The sequence below is a fragment of the Streptomyces sp. NPDC047971 genome (genome assembly GCF_040653355.1).
Taxonomy (GTDB): Bacteria; Actinomycetota; Actinomycetes; order Streptomycetales; family Streptomycetaceae; genus Streptomyces.
The window spans coordinates 70,713-88,214 of the sequence record NZ_JBEZNW010000004.1 but is presented as its reverse complement, the minus strand read 5'-3'; the positions used below and the strand labels follow the sequence as shown (position 1 = coordinate 88,214).

Genomic DNA, 17,502 nt, shown 5'->3' with positions numbered 1-17,502 from the left:
ACCCCTCCGACCCCTCCGACCGGCCGACCGTGAACGCCGTATGGCAGTCATGTTGCGCGCCGCCCGGAACCCTTGAGCCGCCCCTCCCGCCGCCCTACGGTCGTACTCGTTGCACCACACGACCGTGTGCCCGAGTGGTTCAGGGGCTCGCCTGCAAAGCGAGTTACGTGGGTTCGAATCCCGCCACGGTCTCTGACGGAAACCGGATCTCCCTCCACGGTGGAGGGAGCCGGCATCATCCTGCTCGCGGCCTCGCCCCACGCGCCTCGATCCGCGCGACACCCGTGATCGGCCGGAAGCGTCCCCCGCGGACGTGGCTTCGGACTCACGGGGTCACCACCCGCGCCACCCCCGTCCCGGCACCCGCGGCCCCCTCTCCCCGGCGCCACTTGAGTAGGCTCCTGTTGCTCCAGCAACCGCCGGGGTGGCATGGGGTGGACAACAGGGGGGTTCGACGTGGAACGGCCGCGCCCGAACGAGGAATCCGCGCGGCGCATCGGCCCGTACCGTCTGATCACCCGTCTCGACCCGTCGTCGCCCCCGCGGAGCGGCCACGTCCCGTGCCGCCGTTTCGTCGCCCGCAGCACGGAGGGCGACCGTACGGTGCTGCTCTCCGCGCCCCTCCCCGGCGCCGACCCCGCCCGCTTCCTGACGGAGGCCCAGGAGGCCCAGCGGCTCCTCGGCCCCTGGACGGCGCCGGTGACGGAGGTGGCGGATCCGGGCTCTCCGCCGTTCCACGCGACCCCGTACGTTCCGGCGCTCCCGCTCCCCGTCGCCCTGGCCGTGCACGGCGGCCCGTTGCCGGAGGAAACGGTCCGGGTGATCGGTGTCGCCCTCGCCGAGACGCTGGCTGCCGCCCACGCGCAGGGCATCACCCACGCCGGTGTGTCCCCTGCCGCCGTCCTCCTCACGGCCGACGGCCCGCGCCTGACGTGCTTCGGCGCGGTACGGGCGGCGGCACCGGACGGGACCCGGCGCTCGGACCTCCCGGGTCTCGACCCGGGTGCGCTGGCACCCGAGCAGGCGTCGGGCGGACGGCCGCGCCCACCGGGTGACGTGTACGCGCTCGGCGCCGTCCTCGCGTACGCGTCCACCGGGCACACCGCACCGGAACGCTCCGAACTCCCGGCGGCCCTGCGTCCGTCGACGGCATCCTGCCTCTCCCGCGACCCCGCCGACCGCCCCACCGCGGCCGACGTCCTGGCCGCGCTCGCTCCGCCGACCCCGCACGAGACGGTGCTGGGTTCGGCGGGCTCCCTGCTGACCCCCGGCTGGCTGCCCGGCCGGGTCGTGGCGGCGCTCGCCCGCCAGTCGTCCGAGATCCTCGCCACCGAACTGCCCTGGAACTGACGCGATGCTGTCACCACTCCTGCACACCGACCCGGCGGCGATCGCCGCGTACCGGCTGCTCGCCCGCCTGGGCTCGGGCGGCATGGGCACGGTGTATCTGGCCCGCACGCCCGGGGGTCGTACCATCGCGCTGAAGACGATGCACTCCGGGCTCGCCTCCGACGCCGCCTTCCGTACCCGCTTCCGGCTGGAGACGGACGCGGCACGGGTCATCGGCGACCGGCACGGGGCGGCCGTCGTGGACGCGGACCCGTTGGCGGAAACCCCCTGGCTGGCCACGGAGTACGTCCTCGGTCCGCCGCTCGACGACGCGGTCGCCCTGTGCGGCGGTCTCCCGGAACCGACGGTCCGCGCGCTCGGCGCCGCCCTCGCGGGGGCCTTGGCGCAGCTCCACTCGTCGGACGTCGTCCACCGCGACCTCAAGCCCTCCAACGTCCTGGTCACCGCGTACGGCCCGAAGATCATCGACTTCGGCATCGCCCGCGCGGCCGGCGACGACCACCTGACGAGCACGGGCGCGGCGACGGGCACCCCGGCGTTCATGTCCCCCGAACAGGCGGGCGGCCAGGAACACACCCCGGCAGGCGACGTCTTCGCCCTCGCGGGCGTCCTGGTCTTCGCGGCCACGGGCCACGGACCCTTCGGAACGGGCTCCCCGGCGGACCTCCTCTACCGCGTCCGCTACGCCGACCCCGACCTCACGGGCGTCCCCGACCCCCTGCTCCCGCTCCTGACGGCCTGCCTGGCGAAGGACCCGTCCGCCCGCCCGACGACCGGCGACCTGACGGCCCACCTCCACGACGGCCGGGGCGAGTTCGCGGACCATCTCCCGCCCCTCCTCCTGACGGACATCGCCCGCCGCGCCACCCAGGTCTGGCTCCACCGCCCCCACCGCCTCCCGGCCCCCGAGGACGACCCGTACGCGGAGACGTCACCGAGCGACTCGTCCCCCCGCCCGTCCCGCCGGAAGCTCCTCGCGCTCGGCGCCGGCGCGCTGTTCGCCACCGCGGGAACGGGCGCGGGCGTCTGGGCATGGCGGCGCGAGGAGCAGCCGGACGATTCCAAGCTGCCCACCGCTCCGCTGCTGGGAGAGGCACCCGTCTCGCTGTGGAGCCGTGAGATGGCGGTGCCCCTGAAGGAGGAGCGCGCGTATCCGCTGCTCGCAGGCGGGAGCGTGGCGCTCGTCGCCGGGCTGGGAATCGCGTTCACCGACATCGGGTCCGGTGAGATCGCGGGCGTCTGCTCGGTCGAGACCGCGCCACGCACCGCCGCGTCGGACGGCGCGCAGGTCTACGTCGTTCCTCGGAGGATGGAGGACGTGCACCACGACCTGACCGTCCGCACCGTCGACACCGAGCGGTATCAGCTCAGGCGTGGGGGCGTCACCCTCAAAGGGCTCAACGCCAACGTGTACTCCACGCAGGTGCTCTGTGCTGTCGAGGGTGCGGTCTACGCCGCCGGCGGTACAGGCACCCGCGCCTCGCTCGGCTCCACGCACATCGTCGCCGCGGACACCCGTACGGGGAAGGAACTGTGGCGACGTGACCTGCTCAATCGGCAGGAGGGGGACGGCCCCCACGTGATCACCTCGGCAGTCCGGGGCGACCTGCTGATCACCCTCGAATACGGCGACCGGCTCGGTGAGACGACGCTCGCCGTGGCGCGCGACAGGGCGACGGGCCTGACCCGCTGGGAGCAGAAGATCCCGATCAGCGTCGGGAACGCCGGCCGCAACCGACTCTGCCTGGACGACAACCGTCTCTACACCGGTGGCGACGTCCTCGCGGCCTACCGGCTCTCCGACGGAGGAGAGGAGTGGACGTACCGGATCTCCGCCGTCGATCCGCTCTCCGCCCCCGTTCTGCGGGGTGGCGTGGTGTACGCGGTCACGAACGGCGCGGTCTGCGCCGTGAGCGCGGCCTCCGGGCAGATGCTCTGGACGGAACGCGTCGTCACCGGCAACCCTGCGCTGCCGGAAAGCGACCAGTCGTTGGCGGTCGGCGAACGCTGCGTCTACTTCCGTTCCGAACTCGGACTCGCCGCCCTCGACCTGAAGACCCGGAAGCGTGCCTGGGTCTACCAGACGGATGTCGACCACGTACTCCCGCAGGCGCGGGAAGGACGGATGTTCGCCACGGGTGAGGACTTCCTCATCGCTCTCCCGCTGAAGTGAGACGTCGCACGTCGACGGCATGACCCATATCTCGAACAGGATGTGAACACCCATGAACCCCCTGGGCCTCGGCGATCCCCTGCGCGTCGGTCCGTACCGAGTCCTCGGCGTCCTGGGTGAGGGCGGCATGGGCCGCGTGTACGTGGCCTCCGGACCGGACGGCCGACCCGCCGCTGTGAAGGTCCTGCGTCCGGAACTCGCCCACGACCACCACCTGGCACAGCGATTCGTCCGTGAGGCACACACGGCGCAGGCGGTGACCAGCCGGGGCGTCGCCCGAGTCCTCGGCGCCGAGATGGAGGCCGGACGGCCCTGGATCGCCACGGAGTTCCTCGCCGGCCCCACGCTGGGACAGGCGGTCGACAGACTCGGCTCCTTCGACGAGACGACGGTACGTGCCCTCGCCACCGCGCTCTCGGAGGCGTTGAGGGACATCCATGCCGCGGGGCTCGTCCACCGCGACATCAAACCGGCCAACATCATCCTCACCTCGGACGGGCCCCGGGTCATCGACTTCGGCATCGCCCGCCCGGAGCACGGACTCACCCTGACGACCGTCGGACAGATTCCCGTCACCCCGGGCTACGGCGCTCCGGAGCAGGTCCTCGGGCACCGTGTCACCGGAGCGGCCGACGTCTTCTCGCTCGGGGCGGTGCTCGTGTACGCGGCGACCGGGCGGCGTGCCTTCAACGGCGCGCACGTCGCCGCCGTCCAGTACGCGGTGGTTCACGAGGAGCCCGATCTCGATGCCGTTCCGGAGCAGATCCGGATCCTCCTGGCACCGCTGCTCGCCAAGGACCCGCAGTTCCGCCCGTCCCCTGACCAGATCGCTCGCGCCTTCGCCCCGGGCAAGAAGGCTCGCAACGTCTGGCGACAGGGACCACTTCACCAGGAGGTGAAGCAACGCGAGGCCGACATCCGGCGGCAGACCGCTGCCGCTCCCACGGCCGTCGTCCAGCGCGGTCCCAGCCGACGCCGTTTCCTCGCCGCCCTGGGTGGCGGCGGGGTGGTGCTGCTCGCGGGCGGCGGCGGTACGGCTTGGTGGCTCGGCCGGGACGACACCGAGCTGCCGCCGGCAGGAGACGCCCCGGACGCCCCTCTGCTGGACCAGGCCAATGAGGGCATCAGGCCCAATCCGCTGTGGGGTCCGGTCGAGGCCGCGGCGTCGGGCCCGCTCCCGGCACCGATCGTCCTGCGAGACGTGGTGATCTTCGCGGCCAGGGACGGAGGTCTCACAGCCCTGAAGGTGACCGACGGTGCACCGAAGTGGACGCTGCCGCAGCTGTCGGCCCGCGCCCGCCAGCTCGCCCTGGACGAGGACCGGTTCGTGGCGGCGAGCGAATCGGGCGCTCTCCTCTGCTTCAACGCCTCGACCAGCGCTCAGGAGTGGTCGGCTCCGGAAGCCGACGTGGCGTTCCTGCTGGCCGCCGATGTCGACGCGGTCTACTTCCTCACCAACAAGGGTGAGCTGCGGGCCATCGGCACCGCCGACCGCACGACGCGCTGGACCGTCACGTCCACGGAGAGTTCGGCGGACGACACGGGCCCGTTCGCCGCCGTCGCAGAAAACCGGTTGGTGCTGAGCGGCACGGACGGGACGGTACGCGGGCTGGACACGAAGTCGGGCAAAGAGCAGTGGAAGATCACCGACCAGACGACGGCGCCCCTTCTGCCCGTGATCGAAAAGGGCGTCGTCTACATGGGCGGGCGGACCCTCACCGCCCTGACCCTCGAAGGGCGCCAGATCTGGGCCGTCCCCTCCCGTACGACGCCGAAAGACGATCAGGGAGGCTGGGGACCGCCCGCCGTCGATTCCGACGGGGTCACGGCGGCGGACGGTGTCATCGTCACCCACTACGACAAGGACGGCGGCCGAGGCGACGGCTGGTGGTCCGACCTCAACGGCGGCACACCTCCCCTGACACCGCCCGTGATTCAGGGCAACTGCGTATGGATCGTCGAGGGAAGCTACGACGACTTCGGTGTCTCGGGCTTCTCCAAGCCGAGCCGAAAGCGCGTGTGGACGTACGAGCGGGACAACCGCGGCCCATGGAGCATGACAGGCGCGGGCAACCGGGTCTTTCTGATCAGCCAGGGCAAAGTGGTCGCCATGCCGACGTTCTGACCTCAGGCGGCGCGCCGGTGGGGGGACCGGTGCGTCAGTGGCACCCCCGACCGACGAGGACGCACACCGCGGCGCGCGTCCGCACGCGCACCGCGGGTGTCCGTCGCCTCAGCTGGCCGGCGAGCCACCGGAGATCGGAGAGGGCGCGGACCAGAACTCCGACTGCTCGTTCGGCAGGGGCGCCTTGGCCCCGTCGTACGCGGGGCCGCCGGGAACCGTCTTGGGCGGCTGGACGTCCGACTCCTCGACACACGGAGTGGCGACCTCGAAGTGAGCCTGCCCCTGGTAACCGAACAGCAGCCTGATCTGGAAACCGTCCGGTGTGAGGAAGTACGTCGCGGGAGTCTTCTCGCTCTTGTTCGTACCCCGGTGGGTGAAGCCGAGTTTCTGCCAGTGGCGCTCCACCACACCCAGGAAGTTCCCCTTGCGCTCCGGGGAGATCACGGTGGTCACGGAGATCCGCCGGGACACTTCGCAACCCCCGTCCGTGGAGATGCCGTGGTCCCACTTCACCGGGGGCGTGATGGACTTGACGGTGTCGTACAGGAGCTCGTCGGCACGCTCCGCAGCCTCTTGCATGTTCATGTCCTGCGCCCTTCCTTCGTTCGTGCCCCCCGACTCCTCCGACGGACCACAGCCCGCGGCCAGGAGCGCCAATGCGGCCGCGGCAGCGGCGGTCGCCACTCGCATCCTCATCGCCTGGCCTCAGGAGTGATGCCACCGGGATTGCCGGCCACGATGTTGGCGATGCTGTCCGCGGACATCTGGTCCTTCTTCGGGTCGAAGTAGTTCGAGTGCGCCTCGAGCGTGAAGTTGGTGAACGCGTTCGGCCCGTCCTCCGTACGGAAACGGGTCGCACCGAAGTCCTCGCTGGCGGGGTCCTTGCCGAACCACACGTCGTCGTCGCCGGGGTCGCCCAGATCCGCGCCGATACCGGCACCGAGCAGAGCTCCTCCGGGTCCGCCGAACGCGAACCCGGTCGCGCCGCCGATGACGCCACCCACGACGGAGCCGCCCGAGGGGAGCTTGGTCACGATGTCGTTCTCCGCGGCGCCGACGAAGACATGCTGCTTGCCGACTCCCAGGTCCTCGGCACGGTCCACGCCGACGCCGGGGCTTCCGAGGAGGATGTAGTCGTCGACGTCCGGCATTCCGCCCGGCTGCTGGCTGGCGGTACCGACGGTCAGCGAACCGTACGAGTGCCCGATGGCCGTGATGTGCGGGTCGGCATGCGCGTTGGTCGCGGCGAGGCCGCCCATGAAGCTCTGGTACGCGGGCGCCCCGTTCGCCGCGTCGTTCTCGGTCATGACGTCCACGCTGAGCGGGGCGTCGTAGCCGAGCCAGACGATCGAGGCGCTCGACGGGTCGATCTCCTGCGCGCCGATCGCCGTGTCCCGCGCGCGCTTCAACGTGCCGCCGGCGAACTCCTCGTCGAGCTTCGTGCTGAGGCCGGGAACGTACGCGGAGACGTTGCGCGAGGTGTCCGGGTTGCCGTACGCGACGATGGCCCGCCCATTGCCCTGGTCTCCGATGCCGAGCAGGTACATCGGCGGCTGACCGCCTGCCCGGAGCTGCTCGTCGATCTTGCGCAGACCCGCCAGCTTCGTCTGGGCGTCCTCACCGCCGCGCTCCGAGAGCTGTCCCATGAGCTGGGGCATGTAGTTGCGATTCGCCTCGTCACGTGCGACCGCGGGAATCCCGTCCAGGTTGCCGATGGTGTCGGGATACGCGGCCATGTACGCGATCTTGTCTTCCTCGCTGAGGCCGTCCCACCACGCCTTGCGCTCGGCCGGGCTCTTGCCGGTGGGGATGTCGTCCTTGAAGACGTCGTCCGCCGCGCCGTGCACCGCCTGCGAGTCCTTCTGGACATCGGCCCAGGTGTTCTCGGTGACGTCGAGCCCCTGCTCGGCCTTGAGCCTGCGGATGGCGTTGGCGTACTCCCCGTCGATCCTCCGCGCCTCGGCGAGCGCGTCTCCGATCGTGTCGGCGATGTCCTGCGCCTTCGCCGCGTTCGGGTTGGGGTTCACCAAGGCGGCGGCATCGGTCAGCGCTCCGGCGAAGAACCCGCTCGATCCCTTGACCGTGTCACCCTGCGCCTTCTGCTCCGCACCCTCCCGGCTTGCGGCGGGGTAGCTGACCGACCCGTCGGGATGCACGGTGAACCCGAGCTGCTGGGCGTCCGCCAGGGCGTTGACCAACTTCCGCTGAGGGACCGCCATTTCCTGGGCCAGACCGTTGAGCGCGAACTGCAGCAGACCGCACTCGGTGTGGATGTACTGGTAGTTGCGGCTCAGCCGCCCCAACCGGAACGCCGCGGCGAGGGTGGACATGCCCTTGGTGACGTCGGTCAGCCTGGGCACCACCTTGTTGTCGACCTCCTGGCGGGAGTTGTACGCCCGCTTGCTGACGTCACCCCAGCCCTGGCCGGCCTCGGTGAGTTCGTTGAGCTTGAGGTCCTTGAGTTCCTGCATCGAGATCATCGCGGTCACCGACCGCCCTGCTCGCCGGAGCCCTTGTCGGGCCTGGGCGCGATCTGCGCATACTTCGACAACTGGCTGGCCTCGTACTCGCCGTGGTCCACGGCGACCAGCTTCAGAGGGGCCTCAAGGTTCCCGGCCTCGTCCCGTACGGTCTTCAGGCGCTCCTGCCAGGAGAAGAGCACCGCGCTGAGCGCCGCGGTGGCCTCAAGCCCCTCGGTGCCCTCCTGCACGCCCTCGTGCGAGGTGCCCAGCCTCGCCAGTCCGGCGTTGGTGTCCGACTGCATTTTCACGACGGCACCGGCGGCATGCGTCCACGGTCCTTCGCTCTGCTTGAGGTCGGCCGCACCACCGGCGCCGCCCGAAACGGGAGCGACCCCGGCCAGGTTCATGCCCTGCTCGCCAGAAGAACCTCCGCCCTCGGACTGCATCAATTGCTGCAGGCTTTGCGGTCGCGTCTCACCAGCCACGGCGTCTCCCCCGTTGTTCGGTTCTCGATGCGTCTACGACGCCTTAATGGCGCGCGAGCGGTAACGCTACCGGGTACGCCCCCGTCGTACACAAGTGCAATGCGGAATCCCGGCGAAACAGGCGGTGAGGTCCGTTTTGGGCGTCTCGGGAGAGCCGCTCCACCGTGTCCGGAACCGTGAACGAGGCATACCCCAGCCGGAATCCGGAGGCGGGCCGGGGGCCAGGTCGATCGTGCCCGAAGGTGCGGGACGTCAGCCGTGCAGGCCCGGGCCGGGAGGCGGCCCGTACTGCGTGGTCTGCTGCTGGTACGGGTTGGGCTGCTGCTGCGGGGGGCCGTAGGGCGGGTACGGCGGCGCGGCGGGAGCCATGGACGGAACCGGGGGCACCTCACTGCGCCGTCGCGACCGCAGGACCACAGCGGCAACGGCGCCGCCGACCAGGACGGCTGCGCCGACGCCGAGAGCGATCCACAGTCCGGAGTCGCTGTCGTCCCCCGACGCGGCGGGCGCGGCCGTGGCCGGCTTCTCACTGGGCGCGGCCGACGGCTGGGACGAGGGGCTCGCCGAAGGCGACGCGGGCTCGGCGGCGGCGAGGTCGGGCAGCGGATAGACATCGGCGGGGCCGGGGTCACCGGGGTTGGTCAGCGCGATGCGGGGACGCACGCCTCCGTACCCGATGTAGTCCGTGCGCTTCTCGCCGTTGGTCGGCTTGCCCGCGGTGTTGAGCATGACGCGGAGGACCTGGTTGTTGGTCCAGTCGGGATGCTTGGACCAGATGAGAGCGGCGGAGGCGGCGGCGAGGGCGGTGGCACTACTCGTTCCGTCACCCCCGCACAATTGCGTACCACCGGAGCAGGCACTGACGATGCCCTCGGCAGGGGCGGCCAGATCCACCTGCGGGCCGGTCTGCGACTGCGACCACCACGCCGCCTTCCGGGTCAACCCGCCCACACCGACGACACCAGGCGTCCCAGCCGGGTACTCGACGGCGTTCCCCCCGTCAGCACTGTTGCCCACGGCCGCAAAGATCAGCTTGTTCTTCGACAGCGCGTACCGGACCGCCTCGGCGAGCACGGGCTGAGGTGTCACAGGACTACCGGCGGAGACGTTGATGATCTTCGCGTCGGAGTCGGCCGCGAACCGAATGGCCGTCGCCATCCCTTCCGCGTACGTCGCCTTGGACTTGCCCTGCAGACGCTCGGTGTTGCTGGCGACTCGAATGGGGAGGATCTTCGCCTGCGGTGCCAGTCCGAACGAGCCCGCAGTCCCACCCCGCGCCCCGGTGGCGGCGATCAGGGCGGCCATGCTCGTTCCGTGATTGTCGATGTCCTTGTTCTCGTCTCCGGCCCGGGACGAATAGTCCTTGCCCGGGAGAACCTGGCCTCGAAGGTCGGCGACGGAGTCGTCGACGCCGGAGTCGATGACCGCGACGGTGACGCCGGCTCCCTTGCTGATCTTCCACATCTCGTCGGCCTTCATGGCATCCAAATGCCATTGCTGCTGACGGACGGTCTCCGCGTGAGCCGGCGTCGCGCCGATACCCAGCAGTGTCAGGGCCATGGTCGCCGCCACAAGGGAGCCTGAACCCATGGCCCGTCCACTGCTGGTTCGCATGCGCTTCTCCGTGTCCTTCGTTACGAGATCAGTCGACGACCGGGGGGACGATACGGCGCGCGCCCTGCTGCCACGTCTCCTCGTCCTCGGTCAGGTAGTCAGGACGCTCGCCGTTCCGCTCCTCGGAACGAGAGTCCCCGGTCCGAGCGCCGGCACCGTGGAGCGGTGCTCCCATCGCACGTCCCTGCGCCGCACCCGCGCCGCCGGCACCGGGCTGACCGCCCCGGACGAGGCCGGAGCCGCCCGGAGTGAAGGGGCGCGCGCTGGCCTGGCCCGACTGCTGAGCCCGACCACCGACCATGCCACCCGACTCCGTCGCGAGTCGACGACCGTTCTGATAGCCGGCGCCCTGCCCGGGGCCGGAGCCGCCCATGTGCGGACCGGTGCCCATGGGACCGCGGCCGTGAGTGGTCTCCTGACCGATGACCGTGGTCCGCGGCAGCCCCACCTGCGGACGTCCGTTCTGCGGCACCTGACGCCCACCGACGATTCCGTCCCGCGGCGTGCGGGCGACGGGATTCGTGGGCCCGACCGTCCCAGGGCCAGGCAGACCTCGCATCGTCGGCGGCACCTTGCCGCCTCCACCGGGCGAATACGGGTTGCTGGTGCCTCCGGTGAGGGGAGGCGGAACCATGGTCCTGCCGTCGGGATAGGTGACAGGGGTGTCCGGCCGGTGAGGCGCCGTGGTGCCGGGAGGCCCCGACGGAAGGGTCGGGGCGTCGGGGAGCACCAGACCGCCGTCGATCTCCAGTTCCACGTTGGGCTCGGGGACGGCGGTGCCGGGCCGCGTCGGAGTCGTCTCGACGGGGCGGACGACGCCGCCGTCGGTGTCGCCTCCGACGGACCCGTCACCGGTGCCTGTCGACTTCGCCCGCCCGGCGGTCTCGTAACCACCGGTTGTCGAGGACACTCGCCCACTCGAGGAGCTGCCGGGAAGCTGCATCATGTTCCGCGGACTGCGCCACTCGTCGTTCATCGTGGAGGGCGCGGGGAACTCCGGCCTCGGGGCGCTGTTCACCCGCTGGCCGTTGTGGGTGTACGTCTGCCCCAGCGACCGCAGCTTCATCAACGCCTCGATGCGCGCCCGTTCACGGGCGGTCGCCGCGGCGTTCATGCTGTCGGTCGCGGTCTTCACCTCGGTCTTGCCCGCGCCGGGGTCGTGGATGGCCGCGTTCTTCATGCGCTGGGCGCTCGCGTAGTCCGCCTTCGCGTCCGCGCTCGTCTTGGCGAGGTCGTCCACTCCACTCTTCGCCTCGACCATGGCCTGGGCCGACTCGGCCAGACACTTGCTGGCCAGCTCGGTGTACCCCGCGAGGTAGAAGGTGGCGCTTGCCGTGGCGCCCGTCCACTCGACGAACGCCTCCGACGCGGCACCCTTCCAGTTGAGGCCGCCGGAGGCACGTGCCCGGAGGTACTCGGCGATCTTCGTGATCTCCTTCGCCGCGTTCCCGAGCTTGATCGACAGCGCCTCGGCCCGCTCCTTCTGGATCGGAGTGAGCATCGCCAGCAGCTGCTCGTTGGTCAGCCCGTCGAGTGGTGTCGATGCGGCCTGTGGCGTCTTGGGCGTCTCACCCATGCGACTGTTCCCCCGTTCCCGTCGTGTCGTTCACTAGTAGCCGCCCTGCGTGCCCTCGCCCGTGGGCGCGGCGGTCTGCGGGATCTCCGTCTGCGACGTCGCGCCCATGGCGCGGCGATCCTGCCCCTCTTCGCCCTCACGCTTCTGCAGATCCGTGATCTGCGTGTTGAGCAACCGCATGCGCGCACGGATGTCGTCGTCGATGTTCTCGTACCCGGTCTTCGAGAAATCGATAGCGATCTTCATGCTCTCCATCTGGAGTCCGAGGACCTTGGAGAACTTGAGCAGCTCCTCGCGCACGACGTCGTACGAGGAGAAGAGGAACTCGGCCTCCTTGAACCCCGGACCCGCGAGCGCACCCTTGTCCAGCCAGTCGTTGGCGATCTTGCCGGGGCCCGCGTGGGACTCCTGGAAGTCCTTGAGCAGCTGGTCCACACGGCTCTTGAGATTGGCCAACTCGCTTACCTCGACGGCCAGGCTGGCCGCGGCGGCAGCCGCCCCGATGACCCCTCCGAACATCCCCATCGTCGACAGCGAGCCACTCGCTCCCCCGCCGCCGTCCATCGCTGCCTCGGCCATCGCCGCCTCCCCGTTCGACAAGTCTCAGACCTTCACTCTAGTCAAGACGACGGACAGAGCGCACCTCTGGGTTGCACGCGCAACGCAGATCCCGTGGTTACGACTTGGGCACGGAGATCAACCGCCGGCCGGGCCAAGGGCCGTTTCCCCAGGGCCTGGATGGCTGAATTCGTACGACCGTGGAGGACCTGGTCAGGAGCCCTCCGGTCGTGTGACGCGTTTCATGGTGCGAACGGCCCGGGGTTCGGCTCACTCGCGTCGGTACCCCTGCCCTCGCGCGCCTCGTGCCCGTTGCCCGTCCGCCCGCCCGCCCACGCGACCGGGTCCTCAGGCTCGGGGAGCGGCCCGGGTCTCGAAGCCGCGGAGCCCACGGTGTTCGGCCGAACTGCTACCGGACGACCACCAGTTCATGCCATCTTCCGGGGGAAGGCGGTCCCGCTGAGTGGCCGCCCCCACGGGACCGGCCACAGGCCGGCCGCCGTCGGGGGCACACGGATTCCCGGATTCGACCGGACGGCCGTCCAGCGGGTGGTCACGCCCCCACCGCCGCCTGGGCCCTGATCGGGAGGCGGTTGACGGGGCGTCCGGTTGCCGCGCGTACCGCTGACGCCACCGCCGCCGGGGCCGTGACCACCGGGACCGCGCTCGCCGGCTTGGCGCCGAAGGGGGCCACCACGTCGCGTTCCTCGACGAGTTTCACGATGCGAATGTCCGGGGCGTCCAAGGATGTCGGGAGTGCGTAGCCCGTCAGGTCCGGGTGGCGGATCAGGCCGCGGGCCGTGCGGAGGTTCTCCGTGAGGGCCGCGCCCACGCCCTGGGTGACACCGGCCTCGATGCGGGTCGCCAGCTGGGCCGGATTGAGGACGCGGCCGACGTCCTGGGCGACGGCCATCTCCACCACGCGGATCGCGCCCAGTTCGATGTCCACGTCCACCACCGCGCGGATCGCGCAGAAGGCCAGGCCCACGAAGGCGTCTCCCTGGCCCGACTCGTCCAGGGGCTCCGTGGGGTGCGGGCGGCACTGGGCCGTGGCCCAGAGTTCCTTGCCGTCCATGGCCTCCGTGACCGTGGTCGACAGGACGCCGTCGTACGACGTGATCTTGCCGTCCGTGATCTGCAGCAGCTCCGTCGACATGCCGAACTTGTGGGCCAGCGGCTGCAGCAGCTGGGTGCGGACCATCTTCGCGGCGCGCTCCACCGCACCGCCCGACACCCAGGTGTGGCGGCCGTGCGTCGCCGGACCCGCCGGGGGCTGGTCCGTGTCGGCCGGGGCGACGTGGACCTCGTCCAGACCCAGGGTCTCCTGGACGATCTGGCGCGCCAGCGTGCTGAACCCCGAACCGGTGTCCACGGCCGCGCAGATGACCGTCGCCACGCCGTCCTGGACCCGTACCGTCGCCGTCGAGACCTCGTCGGCGCCCTCGGCGCCGAGCATGTGCACCATGCCGACCGCGTAGCCGACGCCCCGCCGCACCGCGCCCGGCTCGCCCGCGCCCTCCGGGCCGCCCGGGAGCAGCCAGTCCTCCTCCGGGGAGTCCAGGGGAAGCGCGGGGAGGGGGAAGTCCCTCACCGCCGCGAGGAGTTCGGCCACCGGCGCGGGGCAGGTCACGGTCTGGCCCGTCGGCAGGATGTCGCCCGTCGCGAGGACGTTGCGCAGGCGCAGCTCCGCCGGGTCCTGGCCCAGTTTCAGGGCCAGCTTGTCCATCTGGGCCTCGTACGCCGCGCACACCTGCATCGCGCCCTCGCCCCGCACATGGCCGGACGGCGGGTTGTTCGTACGGACCGCCCAGCCCTCGATGAAGGCGTGCGGGACGACGTACGGGCCGCAGGCGAAGGCCACGGCCGCGGCGAGGGACTCCGAGGACGCGTCCGCGTAGGCGCCCGCGTCGAGGAGGATCTGGGCCTCCACCTTCACCAGACGGCCCTCCGCGTCGGCGTGGTGGCGGTAGCGCAGCAGCGTCGGGTGGCGGTGGGCGTGGCCGAGGAAGGACTCCTCGCGCGTAGCGGCCAGTTTGACCGGGCAGCCGGTACGCAGCGCCAGCAGGCCCAGCGGGATCTGGAAGCCCGGGTCCTCACGGTCGCCGGTGGCACCCGGGACGCCGGTCACCACGACCTTCACCTGGTCCGGCGAGAGGCCGAAGCAGGCCGCCGCGAGGTCCCGGTCCGTGTGCGGGTCGGTGGAGGCCGTGTAGATCTCCACCCCGCCGTCCGGTCGGGGCACGGCGAGGCCGGCCTCGGCGCCGATGGGGGCCGGGTCCTGCCGGCCGATCCGGTAGAGGCCCTCGACGACGATCTCGCCGGCCGCCTCCGCGTCGCCGAAGCGCAGCGGGATGTGGCGGATCAGGTTGCCGTCCGGGTGCAGCGGCTCGGCCGCGAAGGCCTTCTCCGGGTCCGTGACGGGTTCCAGGACCTCGTACTCGACGGCGATCGCCGCCGCCGCGAGCCGCGCGGTGTCCGGGTGGTCGGCGGCCACGGCCGCGATCGCCTCGCCGTGGTGGCGGACCAGGTCGGAGGCGAAGACCGGACGGTCGGCGACGGTCCGGCCGTACGTCGCCTCGCCCGGCACGTCGGCGTGCGTCACCACGGCGCGTACGCCGGGCATGTCGGCGGCGGCCGTGGTGTCGATGGAGACGATCCGGGCGTGCGGGTGCGGCGAGCGCAGCAGGGCCGCCCACAGCAGGCCCTCGGCCCACAGGTCGGAGGCGTACGGGAAGGTGCCCTCGGTCTTGGCCCGCGCGTCGGCCTGCGGGAGGGACGAGCCCAGGCCGTGGGCGACCGTCTCCTCCTCGACGCCGTCGAGCTCCGGCGAGGCCGGAAGGGGGGTGGCGGTGGTCGCGTCGCTGCTCACGCCGTGCCTCCGTCGTGCGGGTGGGGGATCTGGTGCGGGATGCGCGCCTCGTCGTCGTGGTCGGAGGCCGCGCTCGCCTCGCGCTCGGCGACGACCTCCCGGACGGCGTCGAGGACGCCCCGGTAGCCGGAGCACCGGCACAGGTTGCCGCAGAGCGCCTGGCGGGTCTCCAGCTCGGTCGGGGCGTGGTTGCCTTCGAGCAGGTCGTGCACGGTCATGGCCATGCCCGGGACGCAGAAGCCGCACTGGACGGCTCCGCAGCGGGCCAGGGCGCGCTGGACGTCCGAGGGTTCGCCGTCGGTCGCCAGGCCCTCGACCGTGCGCACCTCGCTGCCGGCCGCCGTGGCCGCGGGGACCAGGCAGGAGGCGACGAGCCGGCCGTCGACCTGGACGTTGCACGCGCCGCATTCGCCCTGCGAGCAGCCGTCCTTGGCGCCCGCCAGGCCGAGCCGCTCGCGCAGCACGTAGAGCAGCGACTCGCCGATCCAGGACTCCGTGACGGGCCGGTCGGCGCCGTTCACACGAAGGACGTACGAGATGTGCGGGTGCTCGCCGCTGTCCGCGCTGTTGCCCGTGGTGGGCTCGGCGGCGGGCTCGGCGGCGTCCGCGTGGGCGGGCGAGGGGTCCGGGCCCTCGGGGCCCGGGGACGCGCCCTCGGGGAACTCGGGGGCCTCGTGCGCCGCGGGGCCCTCCACGCCGGCCTCGGGGGCCTCCACGCCGCCCTCGGGGGCCGCAGGGGCCTCGGCGCTCTCGACCGCCCCGGCAGCCTCGGGGAACTCAGCGGCCTCGACGGCCCCGACGGCCTCGGGGAACTCCACGGCCTCCGCGGGCTCGACGGGCTCCGGCTCCTGGACCGCCCACGGCGCCGGCGCGCCGCCCGGCAGGGTCGCCGGTGCGCTGCTCGCGTACTGCGCCAGCATCGACGCCGTGTACTCGCCCGATTCGTCCGCCGAGTCCGCACCGTCCGACACGACCGGAATCGTCCACTGGCCCGTGGCGCCGGGGTCCGGGTCCGACGCGGCCTCGAAGCTCCACTGGCCCGTCGCGTGCGGATCCGGTTCCGACAGGAACTCCGGCTCCGGCTCCGCGCCCTCCGCCGCCGTCGGCATCTGCACCACCCACGAACCGGTCGCCGCCGGATCCGTCGCCGCCTCGGGCGTCAGCGGCACGAGCGGGGTGATCATCGGCGGTACGTAGCCGTGGCCCGGCGCCTCCAGCGGGACGCCGTCCAGCATGAACTCGGGCGGCAGCTGCACGAAGGCGGTGGCATCGCCGTCGTAGCCCTCGCTCTGCGGGATCGGCTCCCAGCCGCCCCCCTGCCCGTGACCGTGGTTCTCGTTGCTCACGACAGCGCCCTCCCCAGTGCCCGTCGGGCCAGCGCGGCGACCGTGCGCCGCAGGTGCAGTACGGCCGACGGCAGCTGCTCGTCGCCCGGCGGGTCCGGGATGCAGGCGGCGGCCACGTACTCGCCGAACGCCGTCAGCGCCTCCGGCGCGAGGCCCCGCTCGCCGTCCCAGTCCACCAGCGAGGCGATCCAGTGCTCGGCCTCCAGCGGGCGCAGCGGCATCGGGGCGATGGCGCCGACCGCGCAGCGCACACCGCGCCGGGCCGGGTCGAGGACGACGGCGACGGAGGCCGAGGCGCGGGCCGGGCCCGTCCGGCCCGTGGCCTTGAGGAAGACCTGGGGGGCGTGCAGGAGGGGGACGCGGACGAACGCGACCAGCTCACCGGGCGCCAGCAGGTCGCGGCCGGCCAGCAGGTGGGAGACGGGGATCTCGCGGGTGCCGTGCGGGCCCATCACGACCAGGTCGGCCTCCAGGGCCGCGAGCACGGGCAGGGAGTCACCCGTGGGGGCCGCGGTGACGACGTTGCCGCCGAGCGTGCCCGCGTTGCGGATCTGGGGCGGTCCCGCCGCGCGCGCGGCGGCGGCCAGGGCGGGGATGAGGGCCGCGAAGTCGGGGCGGCCCATCCGGGAGTGGGTGAGGCCGGCGCCGAGGAGCGCGTGGCCGTCCTGGTACTGCCAGCCGCGGATCTCGTTGATCCGGCCGAGGCCGACGAGCGCGGCGGGCCTGAGCTGGCCTTTGTTGACGGCGGCCATCAGGTCGGTGCCGCCCGCGACGGGCACGGCGGCGGGCATGGCGGTGAGCGCCGCCACCGCCTCGTCGAGCGAGGCGGGCAGCGTCACGGACTGCGCCGTCTGTGGTGCGTGCGTGGTCAACCCGCTGCCCCTTCCCGGTGTCCCCGGCGGTCCCCGACTGTCCCCGGCTGTGACGCCTGTGTGGCCGTACCG

Annotated in this window: 12 protein-coding genes and 1 tRNA gene; 4 read left to right on the top strand and 9 right to left on the bottom strand. The window is 71.9% G+C overall.

The features are described from left to right. The first annotated feature begins 120 nt into the window (after positions 1-120). The 4 genes from AB0D99_RS05855 (at position 121) to AB0D99_RS05840 (ending at position 5,648) form a co-directional block, all read left to right on the top strand. Positions 121-192, top strand: a tRNA-Cys gene (locus AB0D99_RS05855). A gap of 264 nt (positions 193-456) precedes the next feature. Continuing rightward, the gene (locus tag AB0D99_RS05850) at positions 457-1,350 is read left to right on the top strand and encodes a serine/threonine protein kinase (protein ID WP_362357341.1); all 894 of its coding nucleotides are present in this window, start codon (positions 457-459) and stop codon (positions 1,348-1,350) included. Positions 1,351-1,354: 4 nt separating this feature from the next. Further along, entirely contained in the window at positions 1,355-3,523 is a 2,169-nt protein-coding gene (locus tag AB0D99_RS05845) for a PQQ-binding-like beta-propeller repeat protein (protein ID WP_362357339.1), read from the top strand. A 52-nt stretch (positions 3,524-3,575) separates the two neighbouring features. Beyond that, entirely contained in the window at positions 3,576-5,648 is a 2,073-nt protein-coding gene (locus tag AB0D99_RS05840; protein ID WP_362357337.1) for a PQQ-binding-like beta-propeller repeat protein, read from the top strand. A gap of 108 nt (positions 5,649-5,756) precedes the next feature. Here AB0D99_RS05840 and AB0D99_RS05835 read toward each other — a convergent pair whose 3' ends face one another. From AB0D99_RS05835 to AB0D99_RS05795, 9 genes are all read right to left on the bottom strand, one after another. After that, positions 5,757-6,233, bottom strand: a complete 477-nt coding sequence (locus AB0D99_RS05835) for a hypothetical protein (RefSeq protein ID WP_362357335.1) — start codon at positions 6,231-6,233, stop codon at positions 5,757-5,759. Between the two features lie 107 nt (positions 6,234-6,340). Continuing rightward, positions 6,341-8,128 (bottom strand): alpha/beta hydrolase, encoded by a 1,788-nt coding sequence (locus AB0D99_RS05830; RefSeq protein ID WP_362357689.1) that lies wholly within the window; start codon positions 8,126-8,128, stop codon positions 6,341-6,343. 5 nt (positions 8,129-8,133) lie between these two features. Continuing rightward, positions 8,134-8,559, bottom strand: a complete 426-nt coding sequence (locus AB0D99_RS05825; protein ID WP_362357333.1) for a hypothetical protein — start codon at positions 8,557-8,559, stop codon at positions 8,134-8,136. A gap of 288 nt (positions 8,560-8,847) precedes the next feature. Continuing rightward, positions 8,848-10,209 (bottom strand): type VII secretion-associated serine protease mycosin, encoded by a 1,362-nt coding sequence (gene mycP, locus AB0D99_RS05820; RefSeq protein WP_362357331.1) that lies wholly within the window; start codon positions 10,207-10,209, stop codon positions 8,848-8,850. Between the two features lie 28 nt (positions 10,210-10,237). After that, entirely contained in the window at positions 10,238-11,785 is a 1,548-nt protein-coding gene (locus tag AB0D99_RS05815; RefSeq protein WP_362357329.1) for a WXG100 family type VII secretion target, read from the bottom strand. A 33-nt stretch (positions 11,786-11,818) separates the two neighbouring features. Further along, a complete protein-coding gene (locus AB0D99_RS05810; RefSeq protein ID WP_362357327.1) occupies positions 11,819-12,364 on the bottom strand; it encodes a hypothetical protein in 546 nt (181 codons plus the stop codon). 532 nt (positions 12,365-12,896) lie between these two features. Continuing rightward, the gene (locus AB0D99_RS05805) at positions 12,897-15,212 is read right to left on the bottom strand and encodes a molybdopterin cofactor-binding domain-containing protein (RefSeq protein ID WP_362357325.1); all 2,316 of its coding nucleotides are present in this window, start codon (positions 15,210-15,212) and stop codon (positions 12,897-12,899) included. Then, on the bottom strand, positions 15,209-16,558 hold the full coding sequence (locus AB0D99_RS05800) for a 2Fe-2S iron-sulfur cluster-binding protein (RefSeq protein WP_362357323.1): 1,350 nt from the start codon (positions 16,556-16,558) through the stop codon (positions 15,209-15,211). Before AB0D99_RS05800 ends, AB0D99_RS05805 begins: the two co-directional genes overlap by 4 nt. Further along, positions 16,555-17,430, bottom strand: coding sequence for an FAD binding domain-containing protein (locus AB0D99_RS05795; RefSeq protein WP_362357321.1), 876 nt, complete (start codon positions 17,428-17,430; stop codon positions 16,555-16,557). The genes AB0D99_RS05800 and AB0D99_RS05795 overlap by 4 nt, the downstream gene beginning before the upstream one ends. Positions 17,431-17,502: the final 72 nt, after the last annotated feature.

Excerpts from the sequence above, each read along its gene's own strand:
- AB0D99_RS05845 (WP_362357339.1), top strand. The coding sequence starts at position 1,355 with ATGCTGTCACCACTCCTGCACACCGACCCGGCGGCGATCGCCGCGTAC.
- AB0D99_RS05810 (WP_362357327.1), bottom strand. The coding sequence starts at position 12,364 with ATGGCCGAGGCAGCGATGGACGGCGGCGGGGGAGCGAGTGGCTCGCTG.
- AB0D99_RS05815 (WP_362357329.1), bottom strand. The coding sequence starts at position 11,785 with ATGGGTGAGACGCCCAAGACGCCACAGGCCGCATCGACACCACTCGAC.
- AB0D99_RS05840 (WP_362357337.1), top strand. The coding sequence starts at position 3,576 with ATGAACCCCCTGGGCCTCGGCGATCCCCTGCGCGTCGGTCCGTACCGA.
- AB0D99_RS05835 (WP_362357335.1), bottom strand. The coding sequence starts at position 6,233 with ATGAACATGCAAGAGGCTGCGGAGCGTGCCGACGAGCTCCTGTACGAC.
- mycP (WP_362357331.1), bottom strand. The coding sequence starts at position 10,209 with ATGCGAACCAGCAGTGGACGGGCCATGGGTTCAGGCTCCCTTGTGGCG.
- AB0D99_RS05830 (WP_362357689.1), bottom strand. The coding sequence starts at position 8,128 with ATGATCTCGATGCAGGAACTCAAGGACCTCAAGCTCAACGAACTCACC.